At 37.1% G+C, this 18,035-nt stretch carries 17 protein-coding genes, 1 pseudogene and 1 riboswitch; of the genes and pseudogenes, 4 read left to right on the top strand and 14 right to left on the bottom strand.

Annotated elements, in window-relative coordinates; genetic code table 11:
* Positions 1–70: 70 nt before the first annotated feature.
* Positions 71–1,300, top strand: coding sequence for a cystathionine gamma-synthase family protein (locus tag AC1FXP_RS01005; RefSeq protein ID WP_480058077.1), 1,230 nt, complete (start codon positions 71–73; stop codon positions 1,298–1,300).
* 432 nt (positions 1,301–1,732) lie between these two features.
* On the opposite strand, the gene AC1FXP_RS01000 is transcribed toward AC1FXP_RS01005, so the two are convergent.
* The 6 genes and pseudogenes from AC1FXP_RS01000 to gndA all read right to left on the bottom strand — a co-directional run bounded on the left by AC1FXP_RS01000 (position 1,733) and on the right by gndA (position 7,759).
* Positions 1,733–2,017 (bottom strand): hypothetical protein, encoded by a 285-nt coding sequence (locus tag AC1FXP_RS01000; protein ID WP_480058076.1) that lies wholly within the window; start codon positions 2,015–2,017, stop codon positions 1,733–1,735.
* A gap of 155 nt (positions 2,018–2,172) precedes the next feature.
* Entirely contained in the window at positions 2,173–3,096 is a 924-nt protein-coding gene (locus AC1FXP_RS00995) for a S66 peptidase family protein (RefSeq protein ID WP_480058075.1), read from the bottom strand.
* Positions 3,097–3,140: 44 nt separating this feature from the next.
* Positions 3,141–3,404, bottom strand: a pseudogene (locus AC1FXP_RS00990) (hypothetical protein); the annotation flags it as partial.
* A gap of 51 nt (positions 3,405–3,455) precedes the next feature.
* Positions 3,456–3,872: a peptide-methionine (S)-S-oxide reductase gene (locus tag AC1FXP_RS00985; protein ID WP_480058074.1), complete on the bottom strand. Its 417-nt coding sequence runs from the start codon at positions 3,870–3,872 to the stop codon at positions 3,456–3,458.
* 51 nt (positions 3,873–3,923) lie between these two features.
* Positions 3,924–4,038, bottom strand: a riboswitch (SAM riboswitch).
* 501 nt (positions 4,039–4,539) lie between these two features.
* Positions 4,540–6,231, bottom strand: a complete 1,692-nt coding sequence (locus AC1FXP_RS00980; protein WP_480058073.1) for a M3 family oligoendopeptidase — start codon at positions 6,229–6,231, stop codon at positions 4,540–4,542.
* Positions 6,232–6,349: 118 nt separating this feature from the next.
* Entirely contained in the window at positions 6,350–7,759 is a 1,410-nt protein-coding gene (gene gndA / locus AC1FXP_RS00975) for an NADP-dependent phosphogluconate dehydrogenase (protein WP_480058072.1), read from the bottom strand.
* 320 nt (positions 7,760–8,079) lie between these two features.
* On the opposite strand from gndA, the gene AC1FXP_RS00970 reads away from it, so the two are divergent.
* Positions 8,080–8,574, top strand: coding sequence for a ribonuclease H-like YkuK family protein (locus tag AC1FXP_RS00970; RefSeq protein WP_480058877.1), 495 nt, complete (start codon positions 8,080–8,082; stop codon positions 8,572–8,574).
* A 9-nt stretch (positions 8,575–8,583) separates the two neighbouring features.
* On the opposite strand, the gene AC1FXP_RS00965 is transcribed toward AC1FXP_RS00970, so the two are convergent.
* Both AC1FXP_RS00965 and AC1FXP_RS00960 read right to left on the bottom strand, forming a co-directional pair.
* A complete protein-coding gene (locus AC1FXP_RS00965) occupies positions 8,584–9,495 on the bottom strand; it encodes a PhzF family phenazine biosynthesis protein (protein WP_480058071.1) in 912 nt (303 codons plus the stop codon).
* A 140-nt stretch (positions 9,496–9,635) separates the two neighbouring features.
* Positions 9,636–9,860 carry a hypothetical protein gene (locus tag AC1FXP_RS00960; protein WP_480058070.1) on the bottom strand — a complete coding sequence of 75 codons (225 nt, stop codon included), beginning with the start codon at positions 9,858–9,860 and terminating at the stop codon, positions 9,636–9,638.
* 83 nt (positions 9,861–9,943) lie between these two features.
* On the opposite strand from AC1FXP_RS00960, the gene AC1FXP_RS00955 reads away from it, so the two are divergent.
* Entirely contained in the window at positions 9,944–10,114 is a 171-nt protein-coding gene (locus AC1FXP_RS00955) for an ATP-binding protein (RefSeq protein ID WP_480058069.1), read from the top strand.
* Between the two features lie 102 nt (positions 10,115–10,216).
* Positions 10,217–10,525, top strand: a complete 309-nt coding sequence (locus tag AC1FXP_RS00950; RefSeq protein WP_480058068.1) for a hypothetical protein — start codon at positions 10,217–10,219, stop codon at positions 10,523–10,525.
* Between the two features lie 205 nt (positions 10,526–10,730).
* Here AC1FXP_RS00950 and AC1FXP_RS00945 read toward each other — a convergent pair whose 3' ends face one another.
* From AC1FXP_RS00945 to AC1FXP_RS00920, 6 genes are all read right to left on the bottom strand, one after another.
* Positions 10,731–12,161 carry a YfcC family protein gene (locus AC1FXP_RS00945; protein ID WP_480058067.1) on the bottom strand — a complete coding sequence of 477 codons (1,431 nt, stop codon included), beginning with the start codon at positions 12,159–12,161 and terminating at the stop codon, positions 10,731–10,733.
* A gap of 80 nt (positions 12,162–12,241) precedes the next feature.
* Positions 12,242–13,576, bottom strand: a complete 1,335-nt coding sequence (locus AC1FXP_RS00940; protein WP_480058066.1) for an allantoinase — start codon at positions 13,574–13,576, stop codon at positions 12,242–12,244.
* A gap of 444 nt (positions 13,577–14,020) precedes the next feature.
* Positions 14,021–15,301: a peptidase gene (locus AC1FXP_RS00935; RefSeq protein WP_480058065.1), complete on the bottom strand. Its 1,281-nt coding sequence runs from the start codon at positions 15,299–15,301 to the stop codon at positions 14,021–14,023.
* An 18-nt stretch (positions 15,302–15,319) separates the two neighbouring features.
* Positions 15,320–15,988: a 3-oxoacid CoA-transferase subunit B gene (locus tag AC1FXP_RS00930; protein WP_480058064.1), complete on the bottom strand. Its 669-nt coding sequence runs from the start codon at positions 15,986–15,988 to the stop codon at positions 15,320–15,322.
* Complete coding sequence (locus AC1FXP_RS00925; protein ID WP_480058063.1) at positions 15,973–16,680, bottom strand: CoA transferase subunit A; 708 nt, start codon at positions 16,678–16,680, stop codon at positions 15,973–15,975. The genes AC1FXP_RS00930 and AC1FXP_RS00925 overlap by 16 nt, the downstream gene beginning before the upstream one ends.
* A 4-nt stretch (positions 16,681–16,684) precedes the next feature.
* Entirely contained in the window at positions 16,685–17,992 is a 1,308-nt protein-coding gene (locus AC1FXP_RS00920) for an aspartate aminotransferase family protein (protein ID WP_480058062.1), read from the bottom strand.
* Positions 17,993–18,035: the final 43 nt, after the last annotated feature.

Here is an 18,035-nt window from a genome sequence, read left to right as displayed (position 1 = left end):
AAACTTGGAATTTCCAATATAGTTTCTTCGACCATGTTAAAGGTTTAACTTTTTCAGAGGAGTGATTGCAGTGAAAAGGCATGAACATGTTCGTATGGGTACCCGTTCCGTTTGGGCTGGAGAGAAAGAATATCTTGTACATGGGGCGACACAAGTACCCGTTGTCCACAGCGTATCATTTGGGTATGATGACATTGATCACTGGTTCCAAGTTGCTACTGGTAAAAAGCCTGGTCATATATATGGAAGAAACACGAATCCCACGGTTCAAGCTTTTGAAGACAAGGTGAAAAATCTAGAAAATGCCAAAGCGGTCACTAGTTTTTCAACAGGTATGGCTGCTAATAGTAACTCTTTGGCTACAGTACTATCACCTGGAGACCGTCTTGTTTCTATTAAAGACACGTATGGTGGAACAAATAAAATCTTTTCAGAATTCCTTCCTAAACTCAATGTAGACGTCACACTTTGTGAAACTGGCAATCACGAAATCCTTGAAGCCGAAGTGAAAAAAGGCTGCAAAATTCTTTACTTAGAGACCCCTACAAATCCGACCGTAAAAATTACAGACATCGAACGAATGGTCAAAGTCGCTCACAAAGTTGGTGCCCTTGTCTTTGTCGATAATACATTCGCTACTCCTCTCCTCCAAAATCCTTTGGAGTTTGGAGCTGACTTAGTCATCCATAGTGCAACTAAATTCTTAGGTGGCCACGCTGATGCACTAGGAGGTGTCGTTTGTAGTAATGATGAGAAACTCAAAGAAAGAATTTTTCATTATCGTGAAATTAACGGTGCTAGCCTTGATCCTATGGCCGCTTATTTGCTATTACGCGGGATGAAAACGCTCCATTTAAGAATCAATCAGCAATGTCAGAGTGCCGAGAAAATTGCTCGCTTTTTACAGAAGCACGAGAAAGTAGATGCAGTATTTTATCCTGGATTAGAAACCCATCCTAACCATGAAATTGCAAAAAAGCAAATGCGTGGCTTCGGTGGTATGTTAAGCTTTGCTGTTAAAGGTGAATTGGAGTCGGTTCGCGAATTTTTACCTAAATTGAAATTTGCAAATAGAGCAGCTAACCTTGGGGCAGTTGAAACAACTGTAGGTCCAGCTCGTACAACGAGTCATATAGAAAACACACCAGAAGAGCGCGCTGCATTAGGAATTCCAGAGGGGCTTGTTCGCTACTCGGTAGGGATTGAGGATGTTGATGATTTGATTGATGACCTAAAGTCTGCATTAAGCTCAATTAAAATAACAAATAAAATAGCAGAAATCAAAAAAGGGGGGTACTGACGAAATCCTGTACCGTTAGTTAAAAGCGCTCCTGCTGCAGGAGCGTTACCCTTTATAGTTATGACTGAAAAATAATTGCTGCTAATTTCACCATTTTTCCATAAAGCCTCCTTCCTATCAAATTCACCTCAATAATTAAATTTTTAACCTGAACTGTTGTCGAATAAAAAATACTTACCCCTGTAATATCTAAACTAGACACCCGATCAATTTGCAATAAACTAGGGTTAAAAGGAAATCGCAATTTAACTGTCCTATCAGTACAATAACTACAATAATAAAAAGCGCTAACCCTTTATTGGATTAACGCAGTCTCTAACTCAATAAAAGGACTTTTAAGCCTGATAATTTACCGAGACTAAGTTTAATATTTTCTAATGTATAAGTTACAAGAGTTAAAATTAGGAGTGGATTACCATCTACTCCCCCATTCTACTTGAAAATTTCTTTATGCTCTTCTTTTATAGTATTTAGTGTGTCATTAATGGATTGGCGATCAACATCTAGCCGATAACTACAAACTCTCTGTAATAGATCTGCTTTACCGTAGCCATGAAAAATGTATATGATTTCTTCCGTTCCCTGATTTCTTTCTTCCACTCTGTTCTCCTTAAGCAAAGCCTCAATGTTTTCAAATTTCTCATAGACAACATAGTAATTCACTTTTGTTTCATCGACAAAATACTGTTTTGACTCAATTAAATTATGAATTTCCATTCATAATCCACCTCTCTATTATTAGGAGTATACTACAATAAAAAATTACCATAGAGAGTAACTTGAGTATAGTTTACATAAATAAATTGATTATTTTTTATTTAAAATCATATTGTTCATTTTTTTCACATAATAAAAAACTGAGTAATTCAAACTTAAACAGAAACAGTTGGTTCAAGTACAGTTAATGTATTATCTATTGTATTGAGGTTTACAGATGCACCTATTGGAATAGCAGCTTTATAAATTCCATGTCCTGTAGCAAGGTTGACCATCAGAGGTTTTCCTAAGGGGACTAACCAATCTCTGATTAAATCTATATATGTCGTGCCATAAGACACAGGACAATTGGTGCATTCCCCCATAATAATACCAATACAATCTTGGAATTTTCCTGACATCGATAGCTGAGTAAAGTAGCGATAAATCATTGTCGTAGGAGAATTGATTTCTTCTAAGAAAAGTATTTTACCTTTTGTATCAAATTCATATGGTGTACCCAGTGTATTAATGAGCGAAGTCATATTTCCACCTACTATGGGACCCGTTACATTACCTTGAACTAAACTCATCAGTGGCATATTGGGTGGATTTTGAATAGATCTAGGAGAAAGTAATGTAGAATTAGCTTGAAAGAATTGATTATAATTATAAGATGGAGTATCTGCTCTAAAATCAACAAGCATTAAGCTATGAAAGGTAATTAAATTACTAAATTGATTCAAAATATTAAGTAGTACTGTAATGTCACTATAACCGGAAATTATTTTAGGGTTATCTCTTATTACAGCGTAGTCTAGATATGGAAGAATGGTCTGAACCCCAGTCCCTCCACGTGTTGTGAGTATCATTTTGACACCTGGATCTGTAAACATGTTCATCACATCTTCAGCTCTTTGTTCTGCCGTTGTAGCGACGATGCCCTCAAATGAATAAACGTTCCTGCCAAAAGCAATATTAAAACCCATATCCCTAATTGTTTGAACTCTAGTATTTATGATATTAGCATCAAGAGGGCTGCCAGCTGTAACCAATCCAATCGTATCTCCTCTTTGTAACAATGGTGGTCTTATAGCCATTTTACTCCTCCCTTGTCTTCACTTTTCTGAAACGGCTAGAGTTATTAATGTGCGTATATATAAATGTATGAAAACATATTTATTTTATAAACATTTTTTTCTAATGGACCCATAAGATAACTTATGAACAGTGTATCACTAGATAGGATGACTTGCATGCGATCATATACATCACGTGTTACATCATTAGGCTGTGCAGTAAACGATCCGTTCTTCCCCTTTTGTCCACTGCTCATACAAACCGCCATCTCAAATACTTTTTTATTTTCCATGATAAAACAATAAGGCTGCTTTTGATCAGCCGTCTTTTTCCATTCAAAAAGTTACTTCATTAGCATCGCATCCAAATATGAGGTTTATTATGATATTAGCTTTATCTCCTCCGGGGTATTAATATGTTCAAACACCGGAATAATTTCTGTGATTATTTCATCTTTAAATACTTGTTTTAGCTGGCTTTTCTTTTGTTTGGCTATTTTTAATTGATTAAAATTATTAAAGAAAATAAAGGACTGATTCTTAAATTGCTGACCTTGTTTAATTGTTGGGTTATGCAAATCAAAAAACAAATCTAATAATTCATTATAGGATACTTTCCAAGGGTCAAACCATATTTCTACTATATCTACATTTGTTCCTTTTAATTGTCTAATTTGAACATACTCAATACCACGAAAATCTGTAATAAAAGCCTGTTGACTGAAAAATTCACTTGCACCAAACACTGCTCTTTCCATTAATGATCGCTCCTTTTGAGCGATAAGCCTTCTTTCCATTAAAAAAACCTCTCTTTTTTGAAAGAGAGGTTAGTATTAATAAATACATTTCTCTCATCTTTCAAAGGTTACACCTTTGCAGGAATTAGCACCGTTCAAGTTAATATTTAAACTTGATGGTTGCCGGGTTTCATAGGGCCTGTCCCTCTACCACTCTGGATAAGAAGTTTATCGCTATTTATTTTTTATGTTTATTAGTGTTACTTTTAATAATATCAATCTCTAATTCAAAATTCAACTAATACTTTTAAATATATTAAAAAACTTTCATCCTCTTATTAAGAAATGCTCCTAAGTAGGGATCTCAATACCCCTTCGTTGTTATTATTTTTCAATAAATTTATCAACCATCGCTTTATCATTGCCTATAAAATAAGTTGTAAACGTAGTTAATTAATATCGTCGTAATTTGGTCTTCAAAGGGATAAGGTAGGTTCGGCTCCTTTTACTCTTGCTCCTAATATAATGACATAATCAATGCCTCGCTCAAGTTTGAAATGACTGTAATGTATGATTTGAACATGTAAAAAACATACATAAATAAATAAAATAAAACTGGAAATCAGTATTATGATTAGGCTCTTTTTCCCCCATATCCCTATTCCCTTTCTATAAGGTCTCAACAAACAAAAAGAGTTGCCATACTGAACTGACAACTCTTTTTGTTTTACTGTAACTGTTCTAATTCTTGTTCTAAAAATACCATTAATTCTTGAATCATCGAATCTGAGAAATCAAAGCGAATTCCTGCCGCCTCATATACTTCAGGTAAAGATTTCGATGAACCGAGAGCCAATGCTTTTTTATAATTTTCAAGTGCTTGTTCTGGATTTTCCCGGTATTGTTTGTACATTTGGACTGCTCCTAGTTGGGCAATCACATATTCTATATAATAAAATGGCACCTCAAAAATATGAAGAACACGCAACCAAGCTGTTTGTTGCCATTTCTCATAACCATTCCAATTTACCACATTCGAGTCTATATTTAGCATCAGTTCTTTGTACTTTCTATCGCGTTCATCAGATGTATGATCTGGATTTTCATACATCCAATGCTGGAACTGATCAATGATCATCCCAAGAGGAAGAAAATCGATTATTCCTTTTAACTGCTCTTTCTTTGCACGTATAAGATCTGCCTCATCTTTATAAAAGAGATTCCACTGGTCCATAGTCAAAAGTTCCATTGACATACTTGCTAATTCTGCTGATTCCATTGGTGTCTCACGATAGTCTCCAATTGGTTGCTTTCTCATTAAGTCATTATGAATACAATGCCCCATTTCGTGAAGCAAAGTAATCATATCATCTTGTGTCTTGGATGCATTCATAAAAATAAACGAAAGCTGTGATACAGGGAGATTAGAACAAAAACCGCCAGGCGCTTTGCCTTTTCGACTATTTAAATCAAGCATCCCACGTTCATCCATCGTTGTTAGAAGCTCAGCAAACCGTGGATCAAGGTTTCCAAGGATAACCTTCGACTTTTCAATAAGCTCCTCAGTTGTTGTAAAAGGTTGTAATGGCTTTTGCTCTTGTGGAACACCTTGTCTATCCCATGGTCTATACGTGTCAACACCTAGTTCAGTCTTATGCTGTTTCTGTAATTTTTCTTTGAGCGGTTTGACATACTTACGAATTGATACTGCTAAGTTTTTACAGTCCTGTGGCGTATAATCAAAGCGCTCATATTTTTTAAACATATAATCCCTGTAATTCGTTAACCCTGTGTTTTGAGCTTTTTGATGACGTAACACAATAAGCTCATTCATAATTTGTTGCAGCTCTGCTTCCTTGGAGAGGATGGCTTCAGAAATTAAAGTAAGAGCTTGTTGTCTCGTATTACGATCAGGGTCTTGTATGTATGGAGAAAGTTCACTTAATGTCAGTTCTTCATTACCCCATTGAACGGTTAATCCTCCTGTATGTTCAAAATAATTCGTTGCAAGCGCATCTTCTTTTACTTCTAAGTCAATATTTTCTAATCTGAAAATTTCTTTTGCATTTTGTTTTCTTTTAATCAACTGTTCATACAAAATAGGGTCTAATTGGCCGTTTGCCTTAGAAGATAAAAATGCCTCATCAAATAAAGAATTATATTTCTTAAAAAGGGGGTCAATGACACTTTGGTCATGCTCAAAAATCTCTTTTGCCTTTTTAGAGTCACTTTGACATTGAAAGTCGATGTAATGCCCAGACATTGCTTCCTCAATGGCATCAAATAGCTCTGACTGTTTTTTAAGCCATGATTCTAATTCCTCTACATTGTCCGTAGATTCCTGTAACAACGCATCAAACATCTCCGCTATTTTCTTAGGTTCATTAAAGTTCAGTTTCTCTACATAAAATGTTGACATGAATCGTCCTCCTTTTCAGGTAAGCTCATCGTACCAGAATACAATGTAATAATAAATACAAAATTATCCAAACAAAAAAGGCAGCCTCGACTAAGTCGAAGCCACCTTACACAATTTATTATTTTTCCATCCAGTTTGTGTGGAATGTTCCTTCTTTATCAACACGTTGATACGTATGAGCACCAAAGTAATCTCTTTGCGCTTGTAGAAGGTTAGCCGGAAGTGTTTCTGTACGATAGCTGTCAAAGTATGCTAACGCACTTGCAAGACCTGGAACAGGAATTCCAAGCTTAACAGCTGTAGCCACTACGTCACGAGCAGCTTCTTGGTAGCCTTCTACGATTTCTTTGAAGTAAGGATCTAGTAATAGGTTCGTTAAATTTGTGTCACGATCGTAAGCTTCTTTAATGTTTTGAAGGAAACGAGCTCGGATGATACATCCACCTCTAAAGATCATAGAGATATTTCCTAAGTTTAAGTTCCAATCATACTCTTCAGAAGCTACTTTCATTTGAGCAAACCCTTGAGCATAAGAACAAATTTTGCTTAAGTACAATGCTTTACGGATTTTTTCAACAAATTCTTTTTTATCGCCTTCAAACGTAGTGTTCGGTCCGCTTAGAATTTTGCTTGCTTTCACACGCTCTTCTTTCATCGCTGAAATAAAACGAGAGAAAACAGATTCTGTAATGATCGATAAAGGTACACCTAAATCAAGCGCACTTTGGCTTGTCCATTTTCCAGTCCCTTTTTGGCCAGCTGTATCTAAAATAACATCAACCATAGGCTTTCCAGTTTCATCGTCCACCTTAGTGAAGATGTCTTTTGTGATCTCAATTAGGTAACTATCAAGTTCGCCTTCATTCCACTCTTTAAATGTTTCATGTAATTCCTGTGCACTTAGTCCAAGAACATCTTTCATAAGGTGGTAAGACTCACAAATTAACTGCATATCACCATATTCAATTCCGTTATGAACCATTTTTACATAGTGCCCAGCACCATCTGGACCGATGTATGTGCAACAAGCATCTCCGCCAACTTTTGCAGAAATATCCTTGAAGATAGGCTCTACAAGATCATATGCTTCTTTTTGCCCACCTGGCATAATAGAAGGCCCTTTAAGCGCTCCTTCTTCACCACCAGATACCCCTGTTCCAATGAAATGAACGCCTGACTCAGCAAGCTCTTTGTTTCTACGACGAGTATCTTCAAAGAACGTGTTTCCACCATCAATTAAAATGTCGCCTTTTTCTAAGTGTGGCAAAAGCTGCTCAATTGTTGCATCTGTAGCAAAGCCAGCTTGTACCATTAATAAAATTTTTCTTGGTGTTTCTAGTGAAGCAACAAATTCTTCAATACTATATGTACCAACGACATTCTTACCTTCTGCTTCTTTCAACATAGTCTCCGTTTTTTCAGAAGATCTGTTAAATACAGAAACACTATACCCTCTGCTTTCAATGTTAAGCGCTAGGTTACGACCCATTACTGCAAGTCCAATGACTCCAACTTGTTGTTTGCTCATTTCTACCACTCCTAATATTTTCTGTCTTTAGTGTGCTCGAACTATTCCCATAACATTACATGTTATTTTCTCACAACAAATATTGTTTTGGGAAAAGTTTTTTTTGAATTCTCTATCTATATTACTACCACTACACCTTATGCGCAAACATTTCTTATTGATTTAGTCGAATTTTAGGGATAGTAGCCTTAATTTTCTGATTTCACTAATAAATATAGCTTGCTTGCATATGATGGATATTATACCAAGTAAATGTAGGTGATCATTTGAAACGACAAGAAAGGTTACACTACAAATTTCAAAATTTGCAAGAAAAAAACATGTCGTTTGAACAAGTCTTTAAGCGAATTATTAAATTTATAAAATTAAATCCACGTGGCAATTATCGACTGATGGTTGGAACGGATTCACAAGTTCATGCACGATGCACGGTTTTTATAACTGGAATCGTGATTCAAAATACTGGGAAAGGTGCTTGGGCTTGCATCCGAAAAATCACGATACCTAAGCCAATGCGTCATTTGCATGAACGAATATCGTTAGAAACCACATTAACAGAAGAGATTGTCTCTATGTTTACAGATTCAAAAAAGAACAAAATGATTGATATTGTCTTACCATATGTATACCAAGGAGCTACATTTTCAATTGAAGGACACATCGATATCGGTTCAGGGAAACGCAATAAAACACGAGAATATGTAAAAGAAATGGTGGCCCGGTTGGAAACAATGGGTGTTGAACCTAAAATTAAACCAGATGCCTTTGTAGCCTCTAGTTATGCGAATAGATACACAAAAAAAGTAGGCAAATAATACTTTAGATTACTCTTCTCCCGCTACTAAAAAAGTACCAGCAATCGTAGGAACTGCCCTACCTCCAACTTTAATGGTTGGCTTGTCATCATCGATATGGATGATAATGTCAATCTTCCCTGGCCTTCCAACTGCATGCCCTTGAGCAATACAAAAGACATGATCTACTTTTGAATTTAAGATTCCTTCGAGTACTAAATAACCAGCTAATGCCCCATTTGCTGAACCTGTAACAGGATCTTCATGAATTCCTACAGCAGGAGCAAAGTCACGTGTATATATCAAGCAATTTTCTTCTTGACTATCAAATGTAAATAGATGAGTCGTACAGATATTATGGATTTCGTTATGCTTTTTCAATTTGAGAATCTGCGGTACAGCTTGGTCAATGGCTTCACGTGTTTTGACAGGTATGAGTAGGTGCCAATTCCCAGTATACCCAAGTCTAACCGGATAATTTGTATCAATATCATCCTTAGTTAAACCGATATAGCTTGCTAACTCAGCTAGGTCTGTCTCTATCTTTTTTATTTTTGGTTCTACCTGTTTCATAATAACAGCATGTAATGCGCCTTGCTTTGTTACGAATTCAACCGGAACATGACCAATGTTTGTCTCAAACGTGATCATGTTCTTTTTTTCTGCCCAATCATATACCGTACCAAGTAACCAAGCTGATGCAACGGTGGCATGCCCACAAAAATCAATCTCACTGCTCGGCGTAAAATATCGAATACGAAAATCTGTATTTGTACTTTTTGAAGGTATGAGAAAAGCTGTCTCCGACAAATTAAGTTCTTTTGCGATCGATTGCATTTCGAAAGAGTCAATTGATTCTGCGTTTGGTACAACCCCAGCAGGATTTCCTCCAAACGGTTGATCCGTAAACGCATCAACATGATACACTTTAATGCCTTTCATTCACTATCACTCCAATGTAGTTCTTTGTATTTCTATCATAGAAGAGTTAGATGTTGCTATCTAGTACTTAAGCCTTTTTATTTTAACGTTTAGTAAATATTACCCCGCTACTCGCTAACAGAAGCTACCGAATAATGAGGTTATCCTTGAGATTTTTCTACCTTTAATTGTTTATTTTGTACTTTATTCGCCCTTCTTGACTTAACCCAATTTACGATAACTAGTATGAATACGATTGAAAGCCCTATTATACTAGACTGCCAAACATGTTCCGATATCCATTGAAAAATTAGACCAAACCGAGGAATTACCCATAAGAAACTTAAAAACAATGAAAATACAAGGATTTTTAAAAGATCTGACACTTAGATTCTCCTCTCAAAGTTTGTCCTCATACCACATATATGATAAAACCTGAGTTTCATGCTAGGAATTTCTTTCAATCCTGTTGAAAACCACAGAAGTTGTTTTCTACCTAAAGAATAACGGTAACTCTCCAGATAAGATTGAACTCGGCCTTGGTCTAACAGCCATGAAGGAACGTGTAGATGAGTTAAGCGGAACGTTAGAAATTGATACGACTGATGGCTTTACCATCCAAATCACTTTACCAAATTGATAAAACATCCAGGACTGTCCATTTCTAGCATTAGTAATTTAAGCCTATTTCCCACTCATATAGATCATGGTATGATTTGGCTACTTACGAAGAGGTGAAAACATGAAATATGTTATTCTTTTAGTTTCATCAATGTTTTACTTGCTTTTGCACACCTCTTTTCAAGTTGAAAAGACCTTTGCGGAAAAAAGCTACGATCCTGACGGAGTAATTGAAACTAGTCAGTTACACGACTTTCAAGAATTGAAAATACAAAGTATTAAACCTGCGTCACTTACGTTGCTCATTTGTTTAATTTTTTTGCCGAAACTAGCAACCTCTGAAAATCAGTATGTAACATCAATAAAACATTTCTTGTTAGCTGTATTTTATAAGTCGAATTATTTTCAAAACAACATTTATTCCGCATAAATCCCTTGTTGAAAGGAGGAATCAATGTGTTTTGGATTCGTCTAATTGCAGTTGCTTTGTTCTCGGCGAGTGCACTGAGTATTTTGTTATATCAAGGAATTGAATTTGCGCAAGCTATGTTGTATTTGTGGAAAAATAAAGCTTAGTCAAGAGAAAAAGGGGTGTCTCAAAAGGTTTTGACCTTTTGAGACACCCCTATTATAACTTAAAATGGTCCCCATGTAATTGCATGAGCAACTAACAAAAATGCACATCCTATTAAAAACCAAACGATCAATAATGGAAAAATAAATTTAGCCCATTTACCGTAGGAAATTCCAACTGCAGCAATCGTCGCCATAAAGTATCCTGAAGTCGGGAATATAATATTCGATAGTCCATCTCCGACTTGGAAAGCCAAAATAGCAGTCTGTCTTGTCGTTCCTACAATATCTGCTAATGGGATCATAATCGGCATCGTAATTAATGCTTGGCCACTACCAGAAGGTACAAAGAAATTAAACAAACCTTGGGTTGCCAGCATCCCTAATACTGTGATGGATGATGGTAAACTACTAACTACATGTGATAACCCATAGATGATCGTATCAATGATTTGACTTTCTTCCATAACAACTGCAACACCTCGGGCAACACCGATAATCATTGCACCAAGTAAAACATCCCTGAACCCTTTGTTAAAAGATTCACTAATTTGGTTTCCAGACATTCCTGCAACAACCCCTACAATGACTCCCATTGCAAGGAAATACCCAGCTAATTTTATGAAGTCCCATTGATGTGTCAATACTCCATAAATCATACCAACAAACATCAAAATCACGACAATCCCCGCAACCTTTTGTCTTGTTGTAATTTCATAGTTCTTCTCTTCATAAATGTGCTGAGAAGCTGTCTCTTTTAAACTTTGTTTAACTAAGTGTGGGTTCTGTTCTAACTTCTTAGCATATCGAATTAAAAATATTACACCTGAAGCAATAATAGCCATTAATAATAAAAATCTATAACCCGCACCTGAATAAATAGGTAATTCGGCTATTTGATGAGATAATCCAACAGTACCCGGATTCGTTAGTGCCGCTAAAAAACCCCCAGTTGTAGAAATCAAAGCTACTCCAGCGGCCATCATCTTGTCATAGCCTAGCTTAATCATTAAAGGAATTAAAATAGGGACATACACTAAAGCTAACTCTGGTGTACCAATAAAAGCGGTTATTACCGAAAATGTAACTAATAAAACCGGAATAATTAATACTTTTCTACTGATAAACGTTCTCGTTAATCGATCCACGCCAAAATGTATAATTCCTGTGTCTTTTAATACCATAAATGCTCCACCTATCATAAAGGTGAAAAACACGACTGAGCTAGCACTCACCATCCCTTGAGGAATAGCTGTTAGAAAATCCATCAATCCGATCGGTGTTGAATCAATGAATGTAAAAACATCTGGATTAATCATCATCCTCCCCATTGGGCCTTCGATTCGTTCATACTCTCCAGCGGGGATGAAATAGGACGCAATACTCATCACAGCTACAAAAATCAATAGAATAACGTAAATGTGAGGAAAAGCAAACTTCTTCTTTTTCGGGTGTTCTTCTTTTACTGGCATAACTTTCGCTTCTGCTCTCATGTTCTTCCACTCCTATTCCCTCAATTTGAAGGTTCTGCTTTTTAATTCAAAATATTCAGTCTTATTTTTGGTTACTAGTGTTAAACACTAGTCTTGCTATTCAAGTCTTCGAATACGCAAACGCCTCTTGAAAATGTATACATGGTCTTTCCAATGAAGTTCTTCCCAACATACGGGCTAAGTTTATGACGATATTTAAGATCTTCTGCTTTCAAAACGAATTCTTCATTAAGATTAATGATTGTTAAATCGGCATCCGAACCAATTCGAATCGATCCTTTATTTGGATATAAACCAAAACGCTTTGCGGGTTGAAGAGCGGTAAGCTCTGCAATTTTTGACAATGACACTGCGCGTTTGTGGTAACCTTCCGTTAAGAGAGCATGTAATGTATTCTGACAACCAGCAATTCCTCCCCAAACATCAAAAATATGTTCGCCTTGTGTTTTTAACTCTGGAGGTGATGGTGAATGATCTGAGCTAATGATGTCAATATCCCCATTTTTTAAAGCTTGCCATAACAGTTCTACTTCTTCTCTTTCTCGCAAGGGAGGTGCACATTTAGCAGCAGGACCAATCTCCTCAAATTCATCAATAGATAAACATAAATAATGTGGACACGTTTCGGCCGTTACGTCGACCCCTTGTTCTTTTGCTTCTTTAATCCGATCAATAACCCTCTTACTACTTACATGAACAATATGTAATTTACAACCTGTTAGCTCTGCATAACGTAAAACTCTTTCAACTGCTTCGAGTTCTGAGAGGATCGGACGTGAGTTGCAGTAATCTCGGATCGATAAACGTTGTTCCTTTTTTGCCTTTTCAGTTAAATAATTTATCATCTCATTCGATTCTGCATGTAGCGCTAAAATTGAATCTAGTTCTGCTATCCTTTCCATTCCTTGAATTAAAGTACTATTATCAGCATACCGGAAATCATCCGTACCACATTCCGACATGAATGCTTTAAAACCAATAGCACCTTCTTCATGTAGTTCTGTTAGATTTTCAATATTATCTGGTACCAAACCACCCCATAGACGGTAGTCTACAATCGACTTTTCGTTAGCTAACTGTTGTTTTTCTAAATAGCGCTCCTTAGTAGTAGTAGGGGGATTGCTGTTTAAAGGCATATCAAAGAATGTTGTGATCCCCCCCGCAGCTAAGCTTTGGCTTCCTGTTTCAAGTCCTTCCCAATTATCTCTTCCAGGTTCATTAAAATGAACATGTACATCAATCAAACCCGGAAATATGTGTAATCCTTTAGCATCAATTATCTTTGCACTTCCTGCTTTAATCGTTCCTGGTTCACAGATTGTGACTATTTTTCCATTATGTATTCCTAAATCCGCTTCAACCACATCGTTTTCAGTTACAAGCGTTCCAAAGAGTATGACCGTATCAAACAACATTTACCTGCCTCCTTTTTATAACGTTGATTAGAGTGTAAAAGATTCTCTCAAAATCATCATTAGCCACCTCAGCTAAATCAACTTGTTTTTATTGGTCATCATGCATAATGCACATATAAAAAAAATAAAATGTCCGTATGTTCTTATCTCATAATTCAGTTTTATCAGATGCTTCAAAAACTTTGGTTAATATTGTCAGATAATATAACGATGTTTTTATAAATCTCACAACTTTAAACAGTTAGATGTTTAAAAGAGTGTAATTTTATTTCTATTCATGCTCTTTAAGCTCATTACAATAAGACTTAAACAAGCAAAATAAAAAGACAAACGAAGTGCAGATCTTACAAGATACGGATACATTCTGTAAATAAACCTCACAGAATATATCCATCTTGCTATCTTTCACTAAGTTTGCCGATCTCAATTTAATTAATAGCTCAATCACGCTTCTGCGATCCCGCACCAATCTATTAACGTTAAGGCGATGATTTCTGCTGTAACAAATACTTTGTCAAGTTCTATATATTCGTTAGGGAAATGTGCTTTTTCTGTTACTCCTGGTCCAAATACAATGGACGGAGTCTCTCCTACCTTTGTTAAGAGCCCCCCATCTGTTCCCCAAGGGGATGCTTCAACTATTGGTTCATCTTTTAAAACTAATTGATAATTTTTTGCTAAAGAGGTTACTAGCTGATGACTAGTTGGAATAGAACCAGGAAGCCATCTCGCACCAAACCATTCTATTTTTGGCGGGGTTTGCTTAAACCATGAATCTAACTCCCTTAGTTTTCTTACCCACTGTTCCATTTCTGCTTTAGCTTCCTCCATTGTTTCCTCTGGTGAAACTCCCATTCGTCCTTCAATTTGGACTAGGTCACAAACGGAAGAAGGCCATTCTCCTCCTTCAATTTTCCCAATATTAATCGGGATAGGAATGGGGATCTTTTCATACAAAGGGTCTGTTATGCGGTTATTTCTCTCTTTCTCAAGTTCAAGAATATGATTAACGACTAACATACTTTTTTCAATTGCACTGATTCCTTCATACCTCGTTCCACCATGAGCCGATCGTCCTTTCACAAAGATGCGAAACCACATTGACCCTTGTTGCTTCGGAAATATTTTCATATTTGTCGGTTCAGGGATAATTGCAGCATCGGCTTTATATCCCCTTTCAATACTAGCTAATGTTCCCGTTCCTCCACTTTCTTCTTCAATGACACTCTCAAAGATTACATCTCCTTTAAGAGGAATATTAAGAGCCTGAATAGCTTGAATAGCTAGAAGCAGCGAAACATTCCCCCCTTTCATATCCGTCACTCCTCGACCAAACATCTTTCCATCCTTTACTTTGCCACTATACGGATCATCATCCCATTGTTCAGGATCCCCAGCCGGAACGACATCAATATGGCCATTTAAAATGATGGAACGTCCATTTCCTTTGCCTTTTAATACACCAACAACATTTGGACTTCCGTGAAAATCGACTTTAGAAGAAGCAAAATACGGATGTGTTTGTAACTCTTTTCCTTCAGGGTCCCAAACATCAATATTTAAGCCCATTTCTGTTAACGTTTCAATAACAATTTTTTGAGCCTTCACTTCGTTACCTTGAGTACTTTTAGCTTGAACTAGCTTCTGCAGCAAATGAGTCCCTTTGCACCGATGAGACTTTATCCAGCTTGAAATTTTGTCTCTAAGCTGATGATGATTCTCCATTGCTCTTCTCCCCTTTGTCTAGCTTCCTTTCACTATTTTGACCTCACTCGGGACCAGAAGATGTGCTTCTGTTGCTTCGATAACTTCCTCTGTAGAATATGGCGCCATTACCTCCTTTAATAATAGCCCTTGATCTGTTACTTCAATTACTGCCATATCAGTGATAATCAAATTGACACAAGTTTTAGCTGTTAGTGGAAGTCGACATTGCTTCACGATTTTGGCATCACCGTTTTTATTTGTATGATTCATTACAACGATCACTTTTTTGGCTTTTTTTGCCAGTTCCATGGCACCCCCTATTCCTGGCACTCGCTTTTTAGGGACGATCCAATTAGCAAGATCGCCTTGTTCACTTACCTCTAGTCCTCCTAAAATAGTGATATCTAAATAACCGGAACGAATCATTCCAAATGCAACCGCGCTATCAAAATAAGAAGCACCTGGAACTGTCGTAACAGGAAACCCAGCTGCATTACATAGTGTCGGATCTTCCTTCCCCTTTTCTGGCGCTTTCCCAATACCGAGTACCCCATTTTCTGCATGAAACATAACCCTGCACTCAGGTGCGAGATAATTGGCAACGAGAGAAGGGATTCCTATTCCTAAATTCACCATCATTCCGTCCTTTATTTCTTGCGCGGCACGCTTGGCTATCCTTTCTCGAATACTCATTCCCATGCCCATTTCCAATCTACCCCTTTGCTTTGAATCACAAAATCTACGAAAATACCTGGTGTTTGAATATCATGGGGATCTAACACCCCAACAGAAACAATTTCCTCGACTTCAGCGACTGTAATACTTCCAGCCATCGCAACTAAAGGATTCGTATTCCTTGCACTTGTTTCGTAAATTAAGTTGCCAAATTCATCTGCTTTCTTTGCATAAACAATCGCAACATCAGCTCTAAGTGCAGATTCTATTAAAAATGTCTTCCCATCTACCTCAACTTTTTGTTTTCCTTCCTCCATCATGCTGTCGAGTCCAATATCCGTTAAAACGCCTCCTAACCCAACTCCTCCTGCACGAATACGTTCAGCTAACGTGCCTTGGGGTGAAAATTCAACTTCTAGTTTCCCATCGACCATTAACTGTCCAGCAACAGGATTTGAACCAATATGCGAGGCGATTAGCTTTTTTGCTCTGCCTTGGCTAATAAATTTTCCGATTCCGATTGTTGGAAACCCAGCGTCATTTCCGATCAAAGTTAGGTCTTTCACACCTTTTTCTATAAGACCATTAATTATTGTTGGAGGATTGCCGACACCTCCAAATCCACCAAACATGAGAGAACAGCCATCATTAATATAGTTCATTGCTTCTTGTAGAGTACGCACTTTATTTAAAGATTGGCGAGTATTTTGCAAAGGCTTCAACCTCCTATCCTCCTTGGACTTCATGTAATGTGTCTGAAAAAAGCTCAATTAAATGATTAATCTCTTTTTCTGTAATGGTAAAAGGGGGTGAAATAATGATGGCATCTCCTTCGACACCTTCTCTTCCTGCTGAAGCAGGATATAGAAGAAGCCCCTTTTCTCTTGCCGTTGCTACTATTTTTTGTGTTAGACTCCCATGTGATTTCGAGATGAATTCCACACCGATTAATAGCCCTTTCCCACGAATGTTGCCAATCATAGAAAACTGTTTGGCTAACACATGTAGTTTTTGAAGGAGAATATCCCCTTTATTTTCAACTTTTTCTACTAAATTTTCTTTTTCAATATAGTTTAAAACAGCTAAAGCAACTGCAGCAGATTGCGGATTGGCACTAAAAGTATGTCCGCTCATAATCGATTTAGATCCTTGTAAAATAGGCTTCATTACTTTATCACTAGCGAGTGCCGCAGCAATAGGGGTATATCCTGCACTGAGTCCTTTTCCAAGTGTCATAATATCAGGCAACACATCCCAATGATCAAGAGCAAACATTTTCCCTGTCCGACCTAGTCCTGTCATGACTTCATCCGCAATAAATAAAATGTTATATCGGTCACATATCTTTCGAATTTGTTGATAATAGCCTTCAGGTGGTACAATCACTCCTCCTGCTGCACCAACAATCGGTTCGGCGATAAAGGCCGCAATATGTTGAGCTCCCATTCTCTTAATAGCTGTTTCGAGTTCGCTGGCACAAGCAAGCTGACAGTCTGGAAATGTTTTTTGAAATGGACATTGGTAACAATACGGTGCTGAAATGCTAGGATAACCCTCTAAAAGAGGAACAAATCGTTCACGACGTTTCACATGACCAGACATCGATAACGCCCCGATTGTAATTCCGTGATAGCTAATCCAGCGAGAGAGAATTTTGTTCTTTTGGGTTTTCCCTTGTTCTTGAAAATGTTGAATGGCAATTTTCATAGCAGTTTCAGCTGCTTCTGATCCACTATTTACAAAGAATGACCAATAGTTCTCTTTTGCATTTATCAGTGTGTTTAATTTTTGTGCTAATTGTTCAGCAGGGATCGTTGTAAATTGTGAACGGTAAACAAATGATACTTCTTTCGACTGCTCATGGACAGCTTCAATGATTTCAGTAACCGCATGACCAAGACTTGCGGTTACTGCTCCTGAAGAACCATCTAGATACTTCTTCCCATGGTCATCATAAATATAGATTCCCTCTGCTCGAACAGCCGTTGGGTAGTCTTCATCCATCATAGGTTTAATTAGTAATGAACGTTTCATTTTCATCCCTCTCTCTTTATGAAGGGCTTTTTTTAAGTTTAAG

The organism is Halalkalibacter sp. HAAS-P013, assembly GCF_056619925.1.
The sequence above is the reverse complement of the archived record's forward strand: the minus strand, read 5'-3'. Positions and strand labels throughout refer to the sequence as shown.

Coding starts and splice junctions, on each gene's coding strand:
- AC1FXP_RS01000 (WP_480058076.1), bottom strand. CDS start 2,017: ATGGAAATTCATAATTTAATTGAGTCAAAACAGTATTTTGTCGATGAA.
- AC1FXP_RS00995 (WP_480058075.1), bottom strand. CDS start 3,096: ATGGCTATAAGACCACCATTGTTACAAAGAGGAGATACGATTGGATTG.
- AC1FXP_RS00985 (WP_480058074.1), bottom strand. CDS start 3,872: ATGGAAAGAAGGCTTATCGCTCAAAAGGAGCGATCATTAATGGAAAGA.
- AC1FXP_RS00980 (WP_480058073.1), bottom strand. CDS start 6,231: ATGTCAACATTTTATGTAGAGAAACTGAACTTTAATGAACCTAAGAAA.
- gndA (WP_480058072.1), bottom strand. CDS start 7,759: ATGAGCAAACAACAAGTTGGAGTCATTGGACTTGCAGTAATGGGTCGT.
- AC1FXP_RS00970 (WP_480058877.1), top strand. CDS start 8,080: ATGTCGTTTGAACAAGTCTTTAAGCGAATTATTAAATTTATAAAATTA.
- AC1FXP_RS00965 (WP_480058071.1), bottom strand. CDS start 9,495: ATGAAAGGCATTAAAGTGTATCATGTTGATGCGTTTACGGATCAACCG.
- AC1FXP_RS00950 (WP_480058068.1), top strand. CDS start 10,217: ATGAAATATGTTATTCTTTTAGTTTCATCAATGTTTTACTTGCTTTTG.
- AC1FXP_RS00945 (WP_480058067.1), bottom strand. CDS start 12,161: ATGAGAGCAGAAGCGAAAGTTATGCCAGTAAAAGAAGAACACCCGAAA.
- AC1FXP_RS00940 (WP_480058066.1), bottom strand. CDS start 13,576: ATGTTGTTTGATACGGTCATACTCTTTGGAACGCTTGTAACTGAAAAC.
- AC1FXP_RS00935 (WP_480058065.1), bottom strand. CDS start 15,301: ATGGAGAATCATCATCAGCTTAGAGACAAAATTTCAAGCTGGATAAAG.
- AC1FXP_RS00930 (WP_480058064.1), bottom strand. CDS start 15,988: ATGGGCATGGGAATGAGTATTCGAGAAAGGATAGCCAAGCGTGCCGCG.
- AC1FXP_RS00920 (WP_480058062.1), bottom strand. CDS start 17,992: ATGAAACGTTCATTACTAATTAAACCTATGATGGATGAAGACTACCCA.